This window comes from Streptacidiphilus sp. EB129 (genome assembly GCF_041262645.1).
GTDB lineage: Bacteria > Actinomycetota > Actinomycetes > Streptomycetales > Streptomycetaceae > Streptacidiphilus.
This window is the reverse complement of sequence record NZ_JBGCCS010000005.1, coordinates 241,300-257,583: the sequence shown is the minus strand read 5'-3', so window position 1 is coordinate 257,583 and position 16,284 is coordinate 241,300. Positions and strand designations below refer to the sequence as shown.

The 16,284-nt window shown below is 72.3% G+C and carries 11 protein-coding genes; all 11 read right to left on the bottom strand.

The genetic code is table 11. The features are described 5' to 3' along the window. Positions 1-44: 44 nt before the first annotated feature. A complete protein-coding gene (ilvC, locus tag ABH925_RS08920; RefSeq protein ID WP_370146664.1) occupies positions 45-1,043 on the bottom strand; it encodes a ketol-acid reductoisomerase in 999 nt (332 codons plus the stop codon). Positions 1,044-1,169: 126 nt separating this feature from the next. Next, positions 1,170-1,694, bottom strand: coding sequence for an acetolactate synthase small subunit (gene ilvN, locus ABH925_RS08915; RefSeq protein ID WP_370146663.1), 525 nt, complete (start codon positions 1,692-1,694; stop codon positions 1,170-1,172). A gap of 38 nt (positions 1,695-1,732) precedes the next feature. After that, positions 1,733-3,562: an acetolactate synthase large subunit gene (locus ABH925_RS08910; protein WP_370146658.1), complete on the bottom strand. Its 1,830-nt coding sequence runs from the start codon at positions 3,560-3,562 to the stop codon at positions 1,733-1,735. 275 nt (positions 3,563-3,837) lie between these two features. Continuing rightward, positions 3,838-6,822: a putative bifunctional diguanylate cyclase/phosphodiesterase gene (locus tag ABH925_RS08905; RefSeq protein WP_370146820.1), complete on the bottom strand. Its 2,985-nt coding sequence runs from the start codon at positions 6,820-6,822 to the stop codon at positions 3,838-3,840. Positions 6,823-7,255: 433 nt separating this feature from the next. After that, a complete protein-coding gene (locus tag ABH925_RS08900) occupies positions 7,256-8,146 on the bottom strand; it encodes a 2-hydroxyacid dehydrogenase (protein WP_370146657.1) in 891 nt (296 codons plus the stop codon). A gap of 286 nt (positions 8,147-8,432) precedes the next feature. After that, entirely contained in the window at positions 8,433-11,474 is a 3,042-nt protein-coding gene (locus ABH925_RS08895) for a helix-turn-helix transcriptional regulator (protein WP_370146655.1), read from the bottom strand. A 27-nt stretch (positions 11,475-11,501) separates the two neighbouring features. After that, positions 11,502-11,711: a hypothetical protein gene (locus ABH925_RS08890; protein WP_370146654.1), complete on the bottom strand. Its 210-nt coding sequence runs from the start codon at positions 11,709-11,711 to the stop codon at positions 11,502-11,504. 197 nt (positions 11,712-11,908) lie between these two features. Beyond that, the gene (locus ABH925_RS08885; RefSeq protein WP_370146652.1) at positions 11,909-12,718 is read right to left on the bottom strand and encodes a DUF4232 domain-containing protein; all 810 of its coding nucleotides are present in this window, start codon (positions 12,716-12,718) and stop codon (positions 11,909-11,911) included. A gap of 240 nt (positions 12,719-12,958) precedes the next feature. Next, positions 12,959-14,458: an Asp-tRNA(Asn)/Glu-tRNA(Gln) amidotransferase subunit GatB gene (gene gatB / locus ABH925_RS08880; protein ID WP_370146650.1), complete on the bottom strand. Its 1,500-nt coding sequence runs from the start codon at positions 14,456-14,458 to the stop codon at positions 12,959-12,961. Positions 14,459-14,490: 32 nt separating this feature from the next. Further along, positions 14,491-14,760 carry a hypothetical protein gene (locus ABH925_RS08875; protein WP_370146649.1) on the bottom strand — a complete coding sequence of 90 codons (270 nt, stop codon included), beginning with the start codon at positions 14,758-14,760 and terminating at the stop codon, positions 14,491-14,493. Beyond that, entirely contained in the window at positions 14,757-16,277 is a 1,521-nt protein-coding gene (gatA, locus tag ABH925_RS08870) for an Asp-tRNA(Asn)/Glu-tRNA(Gln) amidotransferase subunit GatA (RefSeq protein ID WP_370146647.1), read from the bottom strand. The genes ABH925_RS08875 and gatA overlap by 4 nt, the downstream gene beginning before the upstream one ends. Positions 16,278-16,284 lie beyond the last annotated feature (7 nt).

Here is a 16,284-nt window from a genome sequence, read left to right as displayed (position 1 = left end):
CGCCCTGTCGACGGACGTCCCCGCGAGCGAGCTGGGGTGCGGGCTTACGCCTCCTCGTCCACCCAGCTCATCAGCTTGCGGAGCTTCTTGCCGGTGGTCTCCAGCAGGTGCTCGCTGTCGGCCTTCTTGTACTCGTTGTACTTGGGCAGGCCGGCCTTGTACTCGGCGATCCAGGTGTTGGCGAAGGTGCCGTCCTGGATCTCGGCCAGGACCTGCTTCATCGCGGCCTTGGTGTCGGCGGTGATGATGCGGGGGCCGGTGACGTAGTCGCCCCACTCGGCGGTCTCGGAGACCGACCAGCGCATCTTCTCCAGGCCGCCCTCGTACATCAGGTCGACGATCAGCTTGAGCTCGTGCAGGCACTCGAAGTAGGCGATCTCCGGCTGGTACCCGGCCTCGACCAGGGTCTCGAAACCGGCCTTGACCAGCGCGGACGCGCCACCGCAGAGGACCGCCTGCTCGCCGAAGAGGTCGGTCTCGGTCTCCTCGGTGAAGGTGGTCTTGATGACGCCGGCGCGGGTGCCGCCGATGCCCTTGGCGTAGGAGAGCGCCAGCTCCAGGCCCTTGCCGGTGGCGTCCTGCTCGACCGCCACGATGCAGGGCACGCCGCGGCCCTCCTCGTACTGGCGGCGGACCAGGTGGCCCGGGCCCTTCGGGGCGACCATGCACACGTCGACGTCGGCCGGGGGCGTGATGAAGCCGAAGCGGATGTTCAGGCCGTGGCCGAAGAACAGCGCGTTGCCGGCCTTCAGGTTGGGCTCGACGACCTCCTTGTAGACGTCGCCCTGGATGGGGTCCGGCACCAGGATCATGATGACGTCGGCCTCGGCGGCCGCCTCGGCCGGCGTGACCACGCGCAGGCCCTGCTCCTCGGCCTTGGCCCGGGACCTGGACTCGGGCAGCAGACCGACGCGGACGTCGACGCCGGAGTCGCGCAGCGAGAGCGCGTGGGCGTGGCCCTGGCTGCCATAGCCGAGGATCGCCACCTTGCGGCCCTGGATGATGGACAGATCAGCGTCGTCGTCGTAGAACAGCTCGGCCATCGCTGGCTTCTCCTTGCGTGTGTCTGTGGTTGGGCACCACCGTACGCCGGTCGGCGACGCACGGGTTTTGTTCTCGAATAGTGAGATAACCGTCTCAGGTGCTGCTCTGATCAGGCACTGCTGTGATCAGGCACTGCGTTCGAGCGCACGCAGCGAGCGGTCGGTGATGGAGCGGGCGCCGCGGCCCACCGCGACCATCCCCGACTGCACCAGCTCCTTGATGCCGTACGGCTCCAGCATCTTCAGCATCGCCTCCAGCTTGTCCGAGCCGCCGGTGGCCTCGATGATGACGGCGTCCGGGGAGACGTCCACGGTCTTGGCGCGGAACAGCTGGACGATCTCGGTGATCTGGGAGCGGGTCTCGCTGTCCGCGCGCACCTTGACCAGGACCAGCTCGCGGCGGACCGCCGCGGCCGGGTCCAGCTCGACGATCTTTATGACGTTGACCAGCTTGTTGAGCTGCTTGGTGACCTGCTCCAGCGGCAGGTCCTCCACGTTGACGACGATGGTCATCCGGGAGATGTCCGGGTGCTCGGTCGGTCCGACGGCGAGCGAGTCGATGTTGAAACCCCGGCGGGAGAACAGCGCGGCGATGCGGGCGAGCACGCCGGGCTTGTTCTCGACCAGGACGGAGAGGGTGTGCTTGGACATGGGTTCTCTATCCCTGTAGTTCGAAGGGTCCGGGGTGGTCAGTCGAGCTGGTCGCCGAAGTCGGGGCGGACGTCGCGGGCGGCGAGGATCTCGTCGTTGCTGGTACCGGCGGCGACCATGGGCCAGACCATGGCGTCCTGGTGGACGATGAAGTCGATCACCACCGGGGCGTCGTTCAGCGCCATCGCCTGCTGGATCACCGCGTCCAGGTCCTCCGGACGCTCGCAGCGCAGCCCGTAGCAGCCCATCGCCTCGGACAGCTTGACGAAGTCCGGGATCCGGGTGCCCTGGGCGGGCTGGGCGATGCCGTCGTGGTCCGGGCCCGCGTGCAGCACCGTGTTGGAGTAGCGCTGGTCGTAGAAGAGCGTCTGCCACTGCCGCACCATGCCCAGCGACCCGTTGTTGATCACCGCGACCTTGATCGGGATGTTGTTCAGCGCGCAGGTGACCAGCTCCTGGTTGGTCATCTGGAAGCAGCCGTCACCGTCGATCGCCCACACCTGGGTGTCCGGCAGACCGGCCTTGGCGCCCATCGCCGCCGGGACCGCGTACCCCATCGTCCCCGCGCCGCCGGAGTTCAGCCAGGTGGCCGGCTTGTCGAAGGTCAGGAACTGGGAGGCCCACATCTGGTGCTGGCCCACCCCGGCCGCGTAGACCGCGTCGGTCCCCACCAGCTGACCGATCCGCTCGATCACCTGCTGCGGGCTCAGCATCCCCTCCGGGGCGGCCTCGTAGCCCAGCGGGTAGGTCTTGCGCCAGGTGTTGAGCTGCTCCCACCACTCGTCGTAACGCGGGGTGACCCCGGCGGTGAACTCGGCCTGCACCGCCTGGATCAGATCCGCCAGGATCTCCCGGGCGTCACCGACGATCGGCACGTCCGCGGTGCGGTTCTTGCCGATCTCGGCCGGGTCGATGTCCGCGTGCACGATCCTGGCGTGCGGGGCGAAGGTGTCCAGCCGCCCGGTGACCCGGTCGTCGAAACGGGTGCCCACCGCGAACAGCAGGTCCGCCTTCTGCAGCGCGGTGACCGCCGCGACACTGCCGTGCATACCGGGCATGCCCAGGTGCTGCTCGTGGGTGTCCGGGAACGCGCCCAGCGCCATCAGCGTGGTCACCACCGGCACCCCGGTCAGCTCGGCCAGGATCCGCAGCTCCGCGGTCGCGCCGGCCTTGAGCACCCCGCCGCCCACGTAGAGCACCGGACGCCGGGCCGAGGTCAGCAGCCGGGCCGCCTCGCGGATCTGCTTGGCGTGCGGCTTGGTGACCGGGCGGTAACCGGGCAGCTGGTGCTCGACCGGCCAGCGGAACACCGTCTTCGCCTGCAGCGCGTCCTTGGCGATGTCCACCAGGACCGGGCCCGGACGGCCGGTCGCCGCGATGTGGAACGCCTCCGAGATCACCCGGGGGATCTCCGCCGGATCGGTGACCAGGTAGTTGTGCTTGGTGATCGGCATGGTGATACCGCAGATGTCCGCCTCCTGGAAGGCGTCCGTGCCGATCGCCTTGCTGGCCACCTGGCCGGTGATCGCCACGATCGGCACCGAGTCCATGTAGGCGTCGGCGATCGGCGTCACCAGGTTGGTCGCGCCCGGACCCGAGGTCGCCATGCAGACCCCGACCTTGCCGGTGGCCTGCGCGTACCCGGTCGCCGCGTGGCCCGCGCCCTGCTCGTGGCGCACCAGGATGTGCCGGACCTTCACCGAGTCCATCAACGGGTCGTACGCCGGCAGGATCGCACCGCCGGGGATTCCGAAGACCGTCTCCGCGCCGACCGCTTCGAGCGAGCGGATGAGCGACTGGGCCCCGGTCATGGGCTCGGCGACGGGGGTCTCACCGCGTTGCGGGGCTGCGGGTGCCTGCTCAGTCATGCTGATTCCTTCTCGGAGGGTTACTGCTGCTTCAAGAGGCGCAGCACGGCGCTTGCTTGTTGAGGGTCACGGTCAAGAGTCACAGCACAAGAGTCGCAGCTCGGGTGCTCTTTGGCTGGTGCAGTGGCAACAAAAAACCCCTCGTGCCCGGGGGCATGCGAGGGGTGGCGCGTCAGCTTTGTGTGATTCCGGGATCCGGATCAGCCGACGCGCCCGCCAAGTACGAGAATTCGGGTGCTCATGGCCCCGACCTTCCTCCGGCACCCCTGGGGGTGTCAAGCCGGAGGAATGGACGTCTCATCATACGGACCAAGCGCAAGATGGCTGCTCTGCGCCGAGCTCAGCGGACGTCCGGCCTGGTCAGGGCCGGGGCGCGGCCGGGCCGCCCGATGGTGGTACGGCTCGTGCGGATGCTGGTCGTGCGGATGCGGATCGCTGCGCGGCTCGGCCCTGGACTCACCCGAAGGGTGTACCAGCCGGGGCAGGTCGGCCGTGGCCGGCCGTGGCACCGGGAACCGGGGGCCACGCAGCACCGCGTCCAGCTGCTGCTGCTCCAGGCCGCCGGAGAACAGCCGGCCCCGGCCTCGCTGGCAGCCGAGCTCGCGCAGCAGCAGCGCCTGCGCGGGGTGGTCCACGCCGTCCGCGACGGTGGTCAGACCCAGCTCCCGGCCGAGCCGCAGCAGGGACGTGGTCAGCGTGCGCAGGAAGGCGGACTCGACCAGCCCGTCCACCAGGCTGCCCTCCACGGTGACCTGGTCCACCGGGATGCGCCGCAGCGCGCTCAGCGGTGCGGCCGGGCCGCCCAGTCCGTCCAGGGCCAGGCCGATGCCCAGCCGGCGCAGCGCGGTGAGCCGCCGGACCAGCTCCTCGACCTGGCCGGCCCGGCCGTCGCCGCCGTCCAGGTCGGCGATCTCCAGGAGTAACAGGCCGGCCGGCAGTCCGGTGCGCTTCAGCAGCGTCTCGATGCTGTCGCAGAGCCCCGGCGCCCCGGCCCTGCGGGCCGAGAGCCGGACCACGACCGGGACCGGGGCGACCGCGGCGCCCAGCCGCTCCCGCCGCTCGGCCGCCTGCAGCAGCGACTGCTCCACCGTCCAGCGGGCGAACCGGGCGGCCCGCTCGCCGCCCTCGGCCGCGCGCAGGAACTCGGCCGGGGTGAACAGCAGGCCGTGCGCGGAGCGCCAGCGGGCCTGTGCGGTCAGGGCGACCACGGCGCCGGTCTCCAGTTCCACCACCGGCTGGTGCAGCAGCGCGAACTGCCCCTCGCGAACCGCGACCCGCAGCCGCTGCTCCAGTTCGGTACGGCGGCGCAGGTCGCTGCGCAACTGTGGGTCGTAGACCGACACCCGGCCCTTGCCGTTCTTCTTGGCCTGGTACATCGCCAGGTCGGCGTTGCGCAGCAGCTTCGCCGGGGTGACCCCCGGCTCGGCGAAGGCGATGCCGATGCTGGCCGCGACGGCCAGCTCCTCGCCGCCGATCCAGTACGGCGCGGACAGGGCGCCGCGCAGCCGCTCGGCGACCTCGTGCGCCTGCTGCTCGGCCAGCTCCGGGGAGAGGCCGGTGAGCAGTACCGCGAACTCGTCGCCGCCGAGGCGGGCGACGGTGTCGCCGGTGCGGACGGTGTCCTGGAGCCGGCGGGCGGCCTGCACCAGCAGCTCGTCACCGACCTGGTGGCCGGCGGTGTCGTTGACCGCCTTGAAGCCGTCCAGGTCCAGGAAGAGCACCACCACACCGGGCGGGGGGCCGCCGTCCCCGGCCACGCCGGCGCCCTCGGTCCGACCGGCCGTAGCGGGCCCGGCGGCGGCAGCGGCACCGCCGACGGCACCCAGCGCGGCGCGGCTGCGGTCCAGGAACAGGGCCCGGTTGGGCAGGTCGGTGAGCGCGTCGTGGAAGGCGTTGTGCTCCAGCTGGGCCTGCAGCCGGACCCGTTCGGAGACGTCCCGGCAGTTGAAGATCAGGCCGTCCCGGTAGCGGTTGACGGTGGACTCCACGTCCAGCCACTCCCCCGCCCCGGAGCGGATCCGGCACTCGATCCGGGCGGTGGACCCGTCGTCGGGCCCCTGCGCGAGATAACGCTGCACCTCCCACAGGACGTGGCCGAGGTCCTCCGGATGGACCAGGTCGGTCAGCCGCTTGCCGGCCAGGTCCTCGGCGGAGCGTCCGTACACCCCGGTGGCGGCCGGGCTGACGTAGCGCAGGATGCCGTCCGGATCGGCGATCATGATGACGTCGCTGGAGCCCTGCACCAGTGAGCGGAAGTGGTTCTCCTGGTGCGAGAGGCGCTGGGCCAGGGCCAGGTTGTCCAGCAGCATGATGCCCTGACGCAGGATCAGCGCGAACACCACGGTGCAGGTGACCAGCAGCACGAAGCGGTCCAACTCGCGCTGCCCGAAGGCGTTGTAGAGCAGCCCCACGGTGCACACCGCGGCGGCCGCGTACGGGGTCAGCGCGCTGAAGGTGGAGGCGACCCGGGGCCGGACCGCGCGGACCACGGCGCCTGCCGGGCCGCCCGCCGGGCCGTGGCCGACGGCGGGACGGGCCCAGGGCGCCCAGGCCAGCAGCATGCTGCCGGTGAACCAGCCGGCGTCCAGGAGCTGGCCGGAGTGGTAGGTGTCCTTGAGCGCCTGGGTGGTGAACAGGGCGTCGCAGAGCACGGTCAGCGCCAGCGCCACCATCGCCGTGTGCACCGCGGCGCGGTTGCTGTCCCGGCTGCGGAAGCGCAGCCCCAGCACCATGCTGACCAGCAGGATGTCCAGCACCGGGTAGGCCAGCGCCATGGTCAGCCGCAGCGGGCTGCCCGCGTCGCCGTGCGCGGCGCGGGCCAGGGCCAGGCTCCAGCCGAGGGTCAGCAGTGATCCGGCGATCAGCCAGCCGTCCAGGGCCAGGCAGATCCAGCCGGCCGCGCTGCGGGGCCGGCTGGCCAGCAGCAGCAGGCCCGTGATCGCGGACGGCGCGAACAGCAGGAAGGCGAAGTCCGCGAAGGAGGTCGTCGGCACCGGGACCCGGAGCACCACCTCGTACCAGCCCCAGGTGCCGTTGCCGAGCGCCACCATCAGCGAGGAGACGCCGAAGCAGAGCCAGGCCGGGCGGTTGCGGTGGGCGCCGGGGCTGCACCCGTAGCCGAGGCAGGACAGCGACGCGGTCAGCGCGGCCGCCGCGAGGCCGAAGTCGCCCATGAAGTCGGCCATCTCCTGCGAGCCCCAGCCGATGGCGGAGCCGACGAGATAGCCGAGGCAGATCAGGACGATCAGCAGGCGCGGCAGCCGCGCCGACCGGCCGGGCGGCCCCTCGTCCTCGTACGGTTCGGGCGGCGGCTGGGCACCGCCGCTGAGACGACCGGCCAGCTCCGCGGGCACATCGGCGAACGCGGACACGGGCGCGCTGAATCGATGGACTGGATCGGGCTCGACCCAGGGTGGGCCGGGCAACACGGTCTCGGTACTGATCACCGGCAACTCCCCCTCCGGCCCCGGATGCGGGCGGAGCAGCGACGCGGATCGCTCCGTACCGGCTCGCCCGGTCGGGACCTTACACCACTCTCGTCACTCTGCGACATCCACACTCAACTCAGAGTAATGGAGGGGATCGGCGTCCTCGCACGGGATTCGGACGGAAAGGGCCGGGAGCCAACCGAATGGGCGGGCGTGCGGCCCAGCGCGCGGGGCACGGCGGCGCGCGGGGTGGCGCGGGGTGGCGTCAGGTGGCGAGCAGGGTGGCGCGCAGCAGCCGCAGTGCGCGGGGCAGGAAGGCCGAGCTGGGACCGCCGACATGAGGGGTGATCAGGACGTTGGGCGCGCGCCACAGCGGATGGTCGGCCGGGAGCGGTTCCGGGTCGGTGACGTCGAGGGCGGCCCGCAACCGGCCCGATTCGAGCTCGGCCAGCAGGGCCTTGGTGTCCACCACCGGGCCGCGGGCGACGTTGACGAGCAGGGCGCCGTCCCTGAGCCGGGAGAGGAAGCCGGCGTCCGCGAGATGGCGGGTTTCCGCGGTGAGCGGGACCAGCAGCAGCACCACGTCGGCGGCCGGCAGCAGCTCCGGGAGATCGGCCAGGGCGTGCACCGGACCGTGCGGCGCGGTCCTGGCGCTGCGCGCCACCCGGACCACCTCGCACTCGAAGGGCCGCAGCCGCTCCTCCACCGCCGCCCCGATCGACCCGTAGCCGACGATCAGCACCGTGCGGTCGGCCAGCGCGGGCTGGAAGGACTGGTCCCAGTGGCCCACCGCCTGGTTGCGGACGAACTGCGGCACGCCGCGGAGCGAGGCCAGCACCAGCGTCACCGCCAGCTCCGCGGTGCTGGCGTCATGCAGGCCGCGGGCGTTGTTCAGCCCGACGCCGGGCGGCAGGTGGGGAACCACGTCGTCGACCCCGGCGGTCAGCGTCTGCACGGTCCGCAGCGCCGGCATCCGGGCCAGCAGCGGGACGGCGGCGGCATGCCGCAGGTAGGGCAGACAGAAGAACTCGACGCCGTCGAGCAGCTGCTGGGACGGCGGCGGGGTGCTGCCGTCCCAGACGGCGACCTCCGCGACCAGCGCGGGCGGCAGCCCGCCGATCTCGTCGGGCGGGTACGGCAGCAGATAACGGGCCATGCCCGCGACACTAGGCCATCGCACCGCGCCCAACCACGCCGACTCCGCCGCGCCGCGCCACCCCGGGCGGGCAGCTCCGCGGCGGCGCGGCACCCGCCGAGGCTCGGCACCCCGACGAGCGCGGCACACCGCCCGCGAGCCACCCGCCGCTGTGTGGCGACTCCGCCGAGCCGCAGCACCCCGGGCGGGCAGCTCCCCGGCGAGGGCGGGCCGGCCCGGTCGGCAGAGCGCTCCACCCGGACGCGGTCCCGACCCCCGCGCGGGGCCGCACCCGGGTGGAGCCGTATCAGTGGACGCCCAGCCCGGACTCCTCCGGCACCAGGTGCAGCCGGTGCGCCATGGCGGCGGCCTCGCCGCGGCTGGTGACCTCCAGCTTCGCCAGGATGTTGGAGACGTGCACGCTGGCCGTCTTCGGCGAGATGTAGAGCTCCTCGGCGATCTGACGGTTGGTACGCCCGAGCGCGACCAGCCGGAGCACGTCCTGCTCACGGGCGGTCAGGCTGAACGGGATCGCGGACGCCGCCCCGGCCAGCGCCGCGACCGGCTCCCCGGCCGGGTGCAGCCGGGCCCGGTCCGCCAGCCGGGCGGCGGCCCGGCCGAGCCGGACGTCGCCGTGCCGGGCGGCCTCCGCCGACGCGCGCCGCAGCAGCGCCGCCGCGGTCTGCCGGTCGCCGCGCTGCGCCTCCGCCTCGGCGGCCCGCAGCAGTGCCAGGTCCAGCGGGTAGGGCAGCCCGACCGGCTCCAGCGCCGCGATCGCGCGGTGGTACGCCTCCGCGTCCAGCTCGCCCTCGGCACGGGCGAGTTCGGCGTCCATCAGCAGCGCCCAGCCGCGCACCAGTGGCCAGTGCCGGTGGAAGCCGGTCACCGCGACACGGACCCGGTCGAGCACCTCGGCGCGCCCGGCGTCCATGGCCGGCAGGCCGCGCGCGTCCGCCTCGGCGGCGACGCCGTGCAGCAGCAGCGGCCAGCAGTAGCGGGACTTGCCCTCGGGGAAGCCGAAGTCCAGCACCTTCACCAGCTCGGCCCTGGCGTCCTCGAAGCGGCCCTCGGCGGCGGCGGTCCTGACCGCCAGCTCGGACATCGGCAGCCAGGTCTGGGCCCGGTCCAGGTTGAGCGTCTCCTGCGACCCGCGCAGGTGCGCGACCGCGGCCGGCAGGTCGTCACGGAGCAGCGCCAGGTTGCCGCGCAGCCGGTCCAGGAAGCTGCGGTCGCTGTCCGAGCCCAGGTCGGGCGAGGCGGTGTCGAGCAGCTCGGACGCCTCGTCCAGCTCGCCCAGGGAGAGCAGCGACTCGATCAGGTTGCCGCGCAGCGTCGGACCGGCTGCCCCCAGCAGGCCGCTCCTGCGGGCCATCTCGCAGCCGGCCCGGGCGGCGGCCGCCGCGTCGGCCGAGCGGCCCAGCCCCTCGTAGACGTCGGAGAGGTTGACGTAGGCCCGGGACATCAGGTCCGGTTCGCCCAGCTCGACCGCGCGCCGGAGCACGTCGGTGAGCTCGTCCAGGCCCTGCTGGTCGCGGCCCAGGATCACCAGCAGCGTGCCCAGCGTGCAGCGGGCATGCAGTTCCACGGTCTCCGCGCCGACCTGACGGGCGATCTGCACGGCGTGCTCGGAGAGCGCGATGTCCTCGTTCTCGGGCCAGTCGACCATGTCGCAGGCGGCGAGCCGGGCGAACACCTCCGCCTGCACCGCGCTGGGCGGTCGGTTCTCCACCAGCCGGCGCGCGTTGGCCAGTTCCTTGCGGCCGCCGTCGCGGCTGTAGGACAGGCTGACCCGGGAGCGCTGCGCCCAGAACCAGGCCGCCCTGGTCGGATCGATGGTCTCGTCGATCTGCCGCAGCGCCTGCTTGCACAGGCTGAGGCAGCGCTCCCGCTCACCGCAGAGCCTGGCGGCGACGGCGGCCTCGGCGATCACGTCGACATGGCGCAGGGTGCTGCAGCAGGCGTCGTCGGGGTCGTAGTCGCAGCTGCACGGCGGATACGACTCGGCGTAGTCCACCGGGCGGAGCTCGGCCAGGGTCTCGGCGGGGACCCGCTCCCACAGTTCCAGGGCGCGTTCCAGCATCTGCAGCTGCTCGGCGAAGGCGTTGCGGCGGCGCGCCTCGCGCGAGGCGTCCAGTGCGGCGGGCAGGGCGCGGGCGGCGTCCCCGGCGCTGTACCAGTAGTTGGCCAGCCGGGTGATCCGCTCGTCGGCGGGCACCAGGTGCGGCTGCTCGCTGAGGACGGTGGCGTAGCGGCGCTTGATCCGGCTGCTCTCACCCGGCAGCAGGTCGTCGGCGACGGCCTCGCGGACCAGGGCGTGCCGGAAGCAGTAGCCGTCGCCGTTGGCGGTCGGCCGCAGGATGTTGGCGTCGACGACCGTGCGCAGGGACCCGATCAGCTCGTCCTCGGGCATCGCCAGCACCGCCTGGAGCAGGCCGTACTGCACGGCGGAGCCGCCCTGGGCGAGGGTGCGCAGCACCGACTGCACCTGCTCGGGCAGGGCCTCGACGCGGACCAGCAGCAGATCCCGCAGCGAGTCGGTCAGGCCGGTGCCGCAGCCGTCCTGGTAGCTGGCGGCGAGCTCCTCGACGAAGAACGGGATGCCCTCGGAGCGCCGGTAGATCCGGGCCACCAGCGAGCGGTCCGGGGCGCTGTGCAGGATGCCGGTGAGCTGCGCGGCGACCTCGGTCTCGGCCAGCCGGGGCAGTTCCAGTCGCTGAACGGTGCGCAGCCGCTCCAGTTCGGCCAGGAACGGGCGCAGCGGGTGGCGGCGGTGCAGGTCGTCGCTGCGGTAGCTGGCGATGATGACGACCCGTGAGTCGCGCAGCGTGCGCAGCAGGTAGAGCAGCAGCTCGCGGGTGGAGCGGTCGGACCAGTGCAGGTCCTCCAGCGTCAGCACCAGGGTCCGGGCGGCGGACAGCCGCTGGAACAGCTGCGCGGTGGCCTCGAACAGCCGGGCCCGGCCGAACTCGTCGTGCGCCTCCGGGACGCACTGGCCCAGCTCGGGCAGCAGTTGCGAGAGCCGCCCGTCGCTCCCGGCCGCGGCCAGCTCGACCTCGGCGCCGAGCTGGTGGTGCAGCGACCGCAGGGCGGCGACGATCGGCCCGTACGGAAGCCCGTCCGCGCCGATCTCGACACAGCCGCCCAGCGCGGCCACAGCCCCCCGAGCCGTGGCCGCGACGATGAACTCCTCCAGCAGCCGGGTCTTGCCGACCCCGGCGTCCCCCGCGATGAGCAGTGCCTGCGGCTGCCCGTCCCCCGCCCGCTTCAGCGCCGCCGTGAGCTCGGCCAGTTCAGCCGAGCGACCGACGAACACCGGACTTACCGATATCCGCTCCACAGCAGTGAGCATCGCACACGCCTCCGACAGCCCGGAGGATCAGCAGCCGCTGGGGACCGAGGCCCGCCGGAACCGGCGTACCCCCCGGAGGTGCGAGTGGTCCGCACCCCCCTTCTGTCGCCGGGCTTCTGCCCGCTCGCTCTTGGCCGCCCGCTCCGCCTCCGCGACGAGCCGGAAGTGCTCGGCCGCGCGCCGCAGCTCGATCTCGCGGAACTTGGCGGACTGGTACTGGATGTCGATGCCGGACATGTGCTGCTCCCCTGGTGTCCTGATCCGCACGGTGTCTCCGTGCTTCCTGCTGAGATCAAGATTCCTCCCCCAGGGGGGTGCCGGGCATCGGGCGAGTGCCGGATCTTCCCCCGGACCGGGGCCTTAGGCGCGGTGCACCTACGTCTTAGGGCCGGCCGGCCGGGTGACTGGGCACAGTTGCTCTGGGCACAGTTGCTCTAGGCATAGTTGCCGGAGACGGCCACCTGCGCGGTCGCGGTACCGAGGCTGGTGTAGTACAGGCTCACCCGGGGGTCCTTGACCTCGGGGTTGCCGGAGTTGGCGGGCTGCGCCCGGACCGGGTCGTTCTGGATCACGGCGTTGGCCCAGGAGTCGTCGGCACGGACGGCCAGGGTGTCGTAGGACCGGCTGGTGCCCGCGCTGCTGTGGCCGGGGTTGAGGTCCACCACCGAGTACTGCGTCTGCCCGGCGTAGAGCGGGTCGTACGGCGCACCGCCGAGGCCGCCGGGGGCCTTGGCCGTGAGGGAGCCCGGCATCGTGCCGTCACCGCTGGTGGCCGCGCTGGCGTTCGCGCCGATGGAGACGTCCGGGTAGTAGCTCATACCGCAGGCGCTGCCGCCGTGGTTGGTGACGGTGATGACCCGGCGGGTGGTGCCCACGCTCGCCTGGTACCGCACCGCGACGGTGACCTGGTCGCTGGTGCAGGGGTGCTTGTAGGCGTAGGAGTCACTGCTGCCGTTGCCACCGGCGGAGCCGCCGCTCCCGCCGGCCGAGCCGCCGTTGGAGCCGCTGCCGGAACCGCCGTTGGAGCCGCCGTTGGAGATCGGCGCCGCCGTCTGGGCTCCGCCGCCGGATCCGGAGCCCCCGGTCGAAGCCGTGGAGGCGCCGCCGGATGCCCCGGAGGTCACCGCCGACGACGGAGCGGAGCCGGACGCGCTCGTGGCGGCGCCCCCGCTGCACGCGGTGGCGAGGACCGCGGTGGCGGCGGCGAGGAGTGCGAGCGGCAGAGTACGGTGACGAACTGTCATGGTGGGTCCCCCCCAGGAGATGTCGACGGCGTGTCCGTGACGTGCAGTGACACGACTCGGGGGGCTGTCGCGGTTTCCTGTTGTCCGTAACACCTGCCGTTACGTTTCTGCACAGAGTTCGGGGTTGACATGACGATGCCCCACCCGGCCAGGAACGGGGTGGGGCATCGTGCTCCGGTGACGTTACGTCATCGCGGTGACCCTCAGGCAAGCCACTCCAGGCTGTGCCTGTTGATCCTCTCAGGCAAGCCGTTCGAGGATGAGCTCCTTGACGCGGGCCGCATCGGCCTGGCCACGGGTGGCCTTCATGACCGCGCCGACCAGCGCACCGGCCGCCGCGACCTTGCCGTCGCGGATCTTCGCGGCGACGTCCGGGTTGGCCGCGATGGCCTCGTCCACGGCCGCACCGAGCGCCGAGTCGTCGGAGACCACGGCCAGGCCGCGCTTGGCGACGACCTCGTCGGGGTCGCCCTCGCCGTCCAGCACGGCCTCGATGACCTGACGGGCCAGCTTGTCGTTCAGCGATCCGGCCGCGACCAGCGCGCACACCCGGGCGACCTGCGCCGGGGTGATCGGCAGGGCGCTCAGCTCGGTGCCGGACTCGTTGGCGCGGCGCGCCAGCTCGCCCATCCACCACTTGCGGGCCTGGTCGGCGGGGGCGCCGGCGGCGATGCTCTCCAGGATCGGGTCGATCGCACCGGCGTTGAGCACCGACTGCATCTCCAGGTCGGAGATGCCCCACTCGGCCTGCAGCCGCTCCCGGCGCACCCGCGGCATCTCCGGCAGCCCGGCGCGCAGCTCGGCGACCCACCCGCGGGAGGGGGCGACCGGGACCAGGTCCGGCTCGGGGAAGTAGCGGTAGTCCTCGGCGTTGTCCTTGATCCGCCCGGCGGTGGTGCTGCCGTCCTCCTCGTGGAAGTGGCGGGTCTCCTGGATGATGGTGCCGCCGGCGTTGAGCACCGCGGCGTGCCGCTGGATCTCGAAGCGCGCCGCCCGCTCGACCGAGCGCAGCGAGTTGACGTTCTTGGTCTCCGAGCGGGTGCCGAACTCCTCGCGCCCGTGCGGCCGCAGCGACAGGTTGACGTCGCAGCGCATCTGGCCCTTGTCCATCCGGGCCTCGGACACGCCCAGGGCCTTGATGACCTCGCGCAGCTCGGCCACATAGGCCTTGGCGACCTCGGGGGCGCGGGTGCCCGCGCCCTCGATCGGCTTGGTGACGATCTCGATCAGCGGGATGCCGGCCCGGTTGTAGTCCAGGAGCGAGTGCGAGGCGCCGTGGATGCGGCCGGTGGCGCCGCCGATGTGGGAGGACTTGCCGGTGTCCTCCTCCATGTGGGCGCGCTCGATCTCGACCCGGAAGACCTCGCCGTCCTCCAGCGTGACGTCCAGGTAGCCGTTGAAGGCGATCGGCTCGTCGTACTGGGAGGTCTGGAAGTTCTTCGGCATGTCCGGGTAGAAGTAGTTCTTCCGGGCGAACCGGCACCACTCGGCGATCTCGCAGTTCAGCGCGAGGCCGATCTTGACGGCGGACTCCACGCCGATCGCGTTGACCACCGGCAGCGACCCGGGCAGGCCCAGGCAGGTCGGGCAGACCTGCGAGTTGGGCTCGGCGCCGAGCTCGGTCGAGCAGCCGCAGAACATCTTGGTGGCGGTGCCCAGCTCGACATGGACCTCCAGGCCCATGACCGGGTCGTAGGCGGCCAGTGCCTCGTCGTAGGGCACCAGGTCGATGACGCTCACTGCGTCCCCTCTTCACTCACGTTCACGGATGGTCAGCCTGCCAGGATGTCGTCGTCGCCCAGCCGGCGCAGCTCGCGGATGAGCAGCAGGGTGCCGGTGGCCAGGGCGAGGGCGCCCACGGCGGCGTTGACCAGCTTGAGGGTGTCACCCTCGCGGCGGGCCTTGCGGATGTCCTTGACGACGCCGAACGCGCTGTAGGCGCTGCCGGCCATACCGAACAGAATGCCCGGCTTACTGTGCTTGAGGCCCTTGAGCTGACTGGCCTTGCCGGTCGTGCCGGTCTTCTCGATGGTGGCTGTCACAGCGCCGGTGCCTCCTCCAGCAGGGGGTGTCCCCACTTGTCGTTGAGTGCCGCCTCGACCGCCGCGCCTACCCGGTACAGCCGGTCGTCGGCCAGGGCGGGAGCGATGATCTGCAGGCCGACCGGGAGATTGTCCTCCGGGGCGAGACCGCAGGGGAGCGACATGGCCGAGTTGCCGGCCAGGTTCGACGGAATGGTGCACAGGTCCGCCAGGTACATCGCGATCGGGTCGTCGGCCCGCTCGCCGATCGGGAACGCGGTGGTCGGGGTGGTCGGCGAGACCAGCACGTCGACGCCCTCGAAGGCCGAGGCGAAGTCCCGGGTGATCAGGGTGCGGACCTTCTGCGCCGAGCCGTAGTAGGCGTCGTAGTAGCCCGAGGACAGCGCGTAGGTGCCGAGGATGATCCGGCGCTTCACCTCGGGGCCGAAACCGGCCTCGCGGGTCAGCGCGGTGACCTCCTCCGCCGAACGGCTGCCGTCGTCGCCGACCCGCAGGCCGTAGCGCATGGCGTCGAAGCGGGCCAGGTTGGAGCTCGCCTCGGACGGCGCGATCAGGTAGTACGCGGGCAGCGCGTAGGTGAAGGACGGGCAGGAGACCTCGACCACCTCGGCGCCGAGGGCGCGGAGGATGTCCACCGACTCGTGGAACCGCTGCATCACCCCGGCCTGGTAGCCCTCGCCGGCGAACTCCTTCACCACGCCGACGCGGACGCCCTTGAGGTCGCCCTTCGCGCCCTCGCGGGCGGCGGCGACCAGCGGCAGCACGGGGGTGTCGATGGAGGTCGAGTCCAGCGGGTCGTGCCCGGCGATGGCCTCGTGCAGCAGCGCCGCGTCCAGCACGGTACGGGCGCAGGGGCCGCCCTGGTCCAGCGAGGACGAGAAGGCGATCAGGCCGTAGCGGGAGACCGTGCCGTAGGTCGGCTTGACGCCGACCGTGCCGGTGACCGCGCCCGGCTGGCGGATCGAGCCGCCGGTGTCGGTGCCGATGGCCAGCGGCGCCTGGTAGGCGGCCAGCGCGGCCGCGGAACCGCCGCCGGAGCCGCCGGGGATCCGGGAGAGGTCCCAGGGGTTGCCGGTGGGCCCGAAGGCGGAGTTCTCGGTGGAGGACCCCATGGCGAACTCGTCCATGTTGGTCTTGCCGAGGATCACGATGCCGGCGTCCTTGAGACGGCGCGTCAGGGTGGCGTCGTACGGCGGCACCCAGCCTTCCAGGATCTTCGACCCGGCCGTGGTGGGCACGCCCTTGGTGGTGAACACGTCCTTGAGCGCCAGCGGGACGCCGGCCAGCGGGCCGAGCTCCTCGCCGGCGGCACGCCTGGCGTCCACGGCGCGGGCGGCCTGCAGCGCACCCTCGGTGTCGACGTGCAGGAAGGCGTGCACCTTCTCGTCGACGGCGCCGATGCGGTCCAGGTGCGCCTGGGCGACCTCGACGGCGGAGACCTCGCCGGCGGCGATGGCCGCGGCCGTCTCGGCGGCGGTGCTCCGGATGATGTCGGAAGCGGGAATCAGGTCAGTCATGGGTGGT

Excerpts from the sequence above, each read along its gene's own strand:
- ilvC (WP_370146664.1), bottom strand. The coding sequence starts at position 1,043 with ATGGCCGAGCTGTTCTACGACGACGACGCTGATCTGTCCATCATCCAG.
- ilvN (WP_370146663.1), bottom strand. The coding sequence starts at position 1,694 with ATGTCCAAGCACACCCTCTCCGTCCTGGTCGAGAACAAGCCCGGCGTG.
- ABH925_RS08910 (WP_370146658.1), bottom strand. The coding sequence starts at position 3,562 with ATGACTGAGCAGGCACCCGCAGCCCCGCAACGCGGTGAGACCCCCGTC.
- ABH925_RS08900 (WP_370146657.1), bottom strand. The coding sequence starts at position 8,146 with ATGGCCCGTTATCTGCTGCCGTACCCGCCCGACGAGATCGGCGGGCTG.
- ABH925_RS08895 (WP_370146655.1), bottom strand. The coding sequence starts at position 11,474 with ATGCTCACTGCTGTGGAGCGGATATCGGTAAGTCCGGTGTTCGTCGGT.
- ABH925_RS08890 (WP_370146654.1), bottom strand. The coding sequence starts at position 11,711 with ATGTCCGGCATCGACATCCAGTACCAGTCCGCCAAGTTCCGCGAGATC.
- ABH925_RS08885 (WP_370146652.1), bottom strand. The coding sequence starts at position 12,718 with ATGACAGTTCGTCACCGTACTCTGCCGCTCGCACTCCTCGCCGCCGCC.
- gatA (WP_370146647.1), bottom strand. The coding sequence starts at position 16,277 with ATGACTGACCTGATTCCCGCTTCCGACATCATCCGGAGCACCGCCGCC.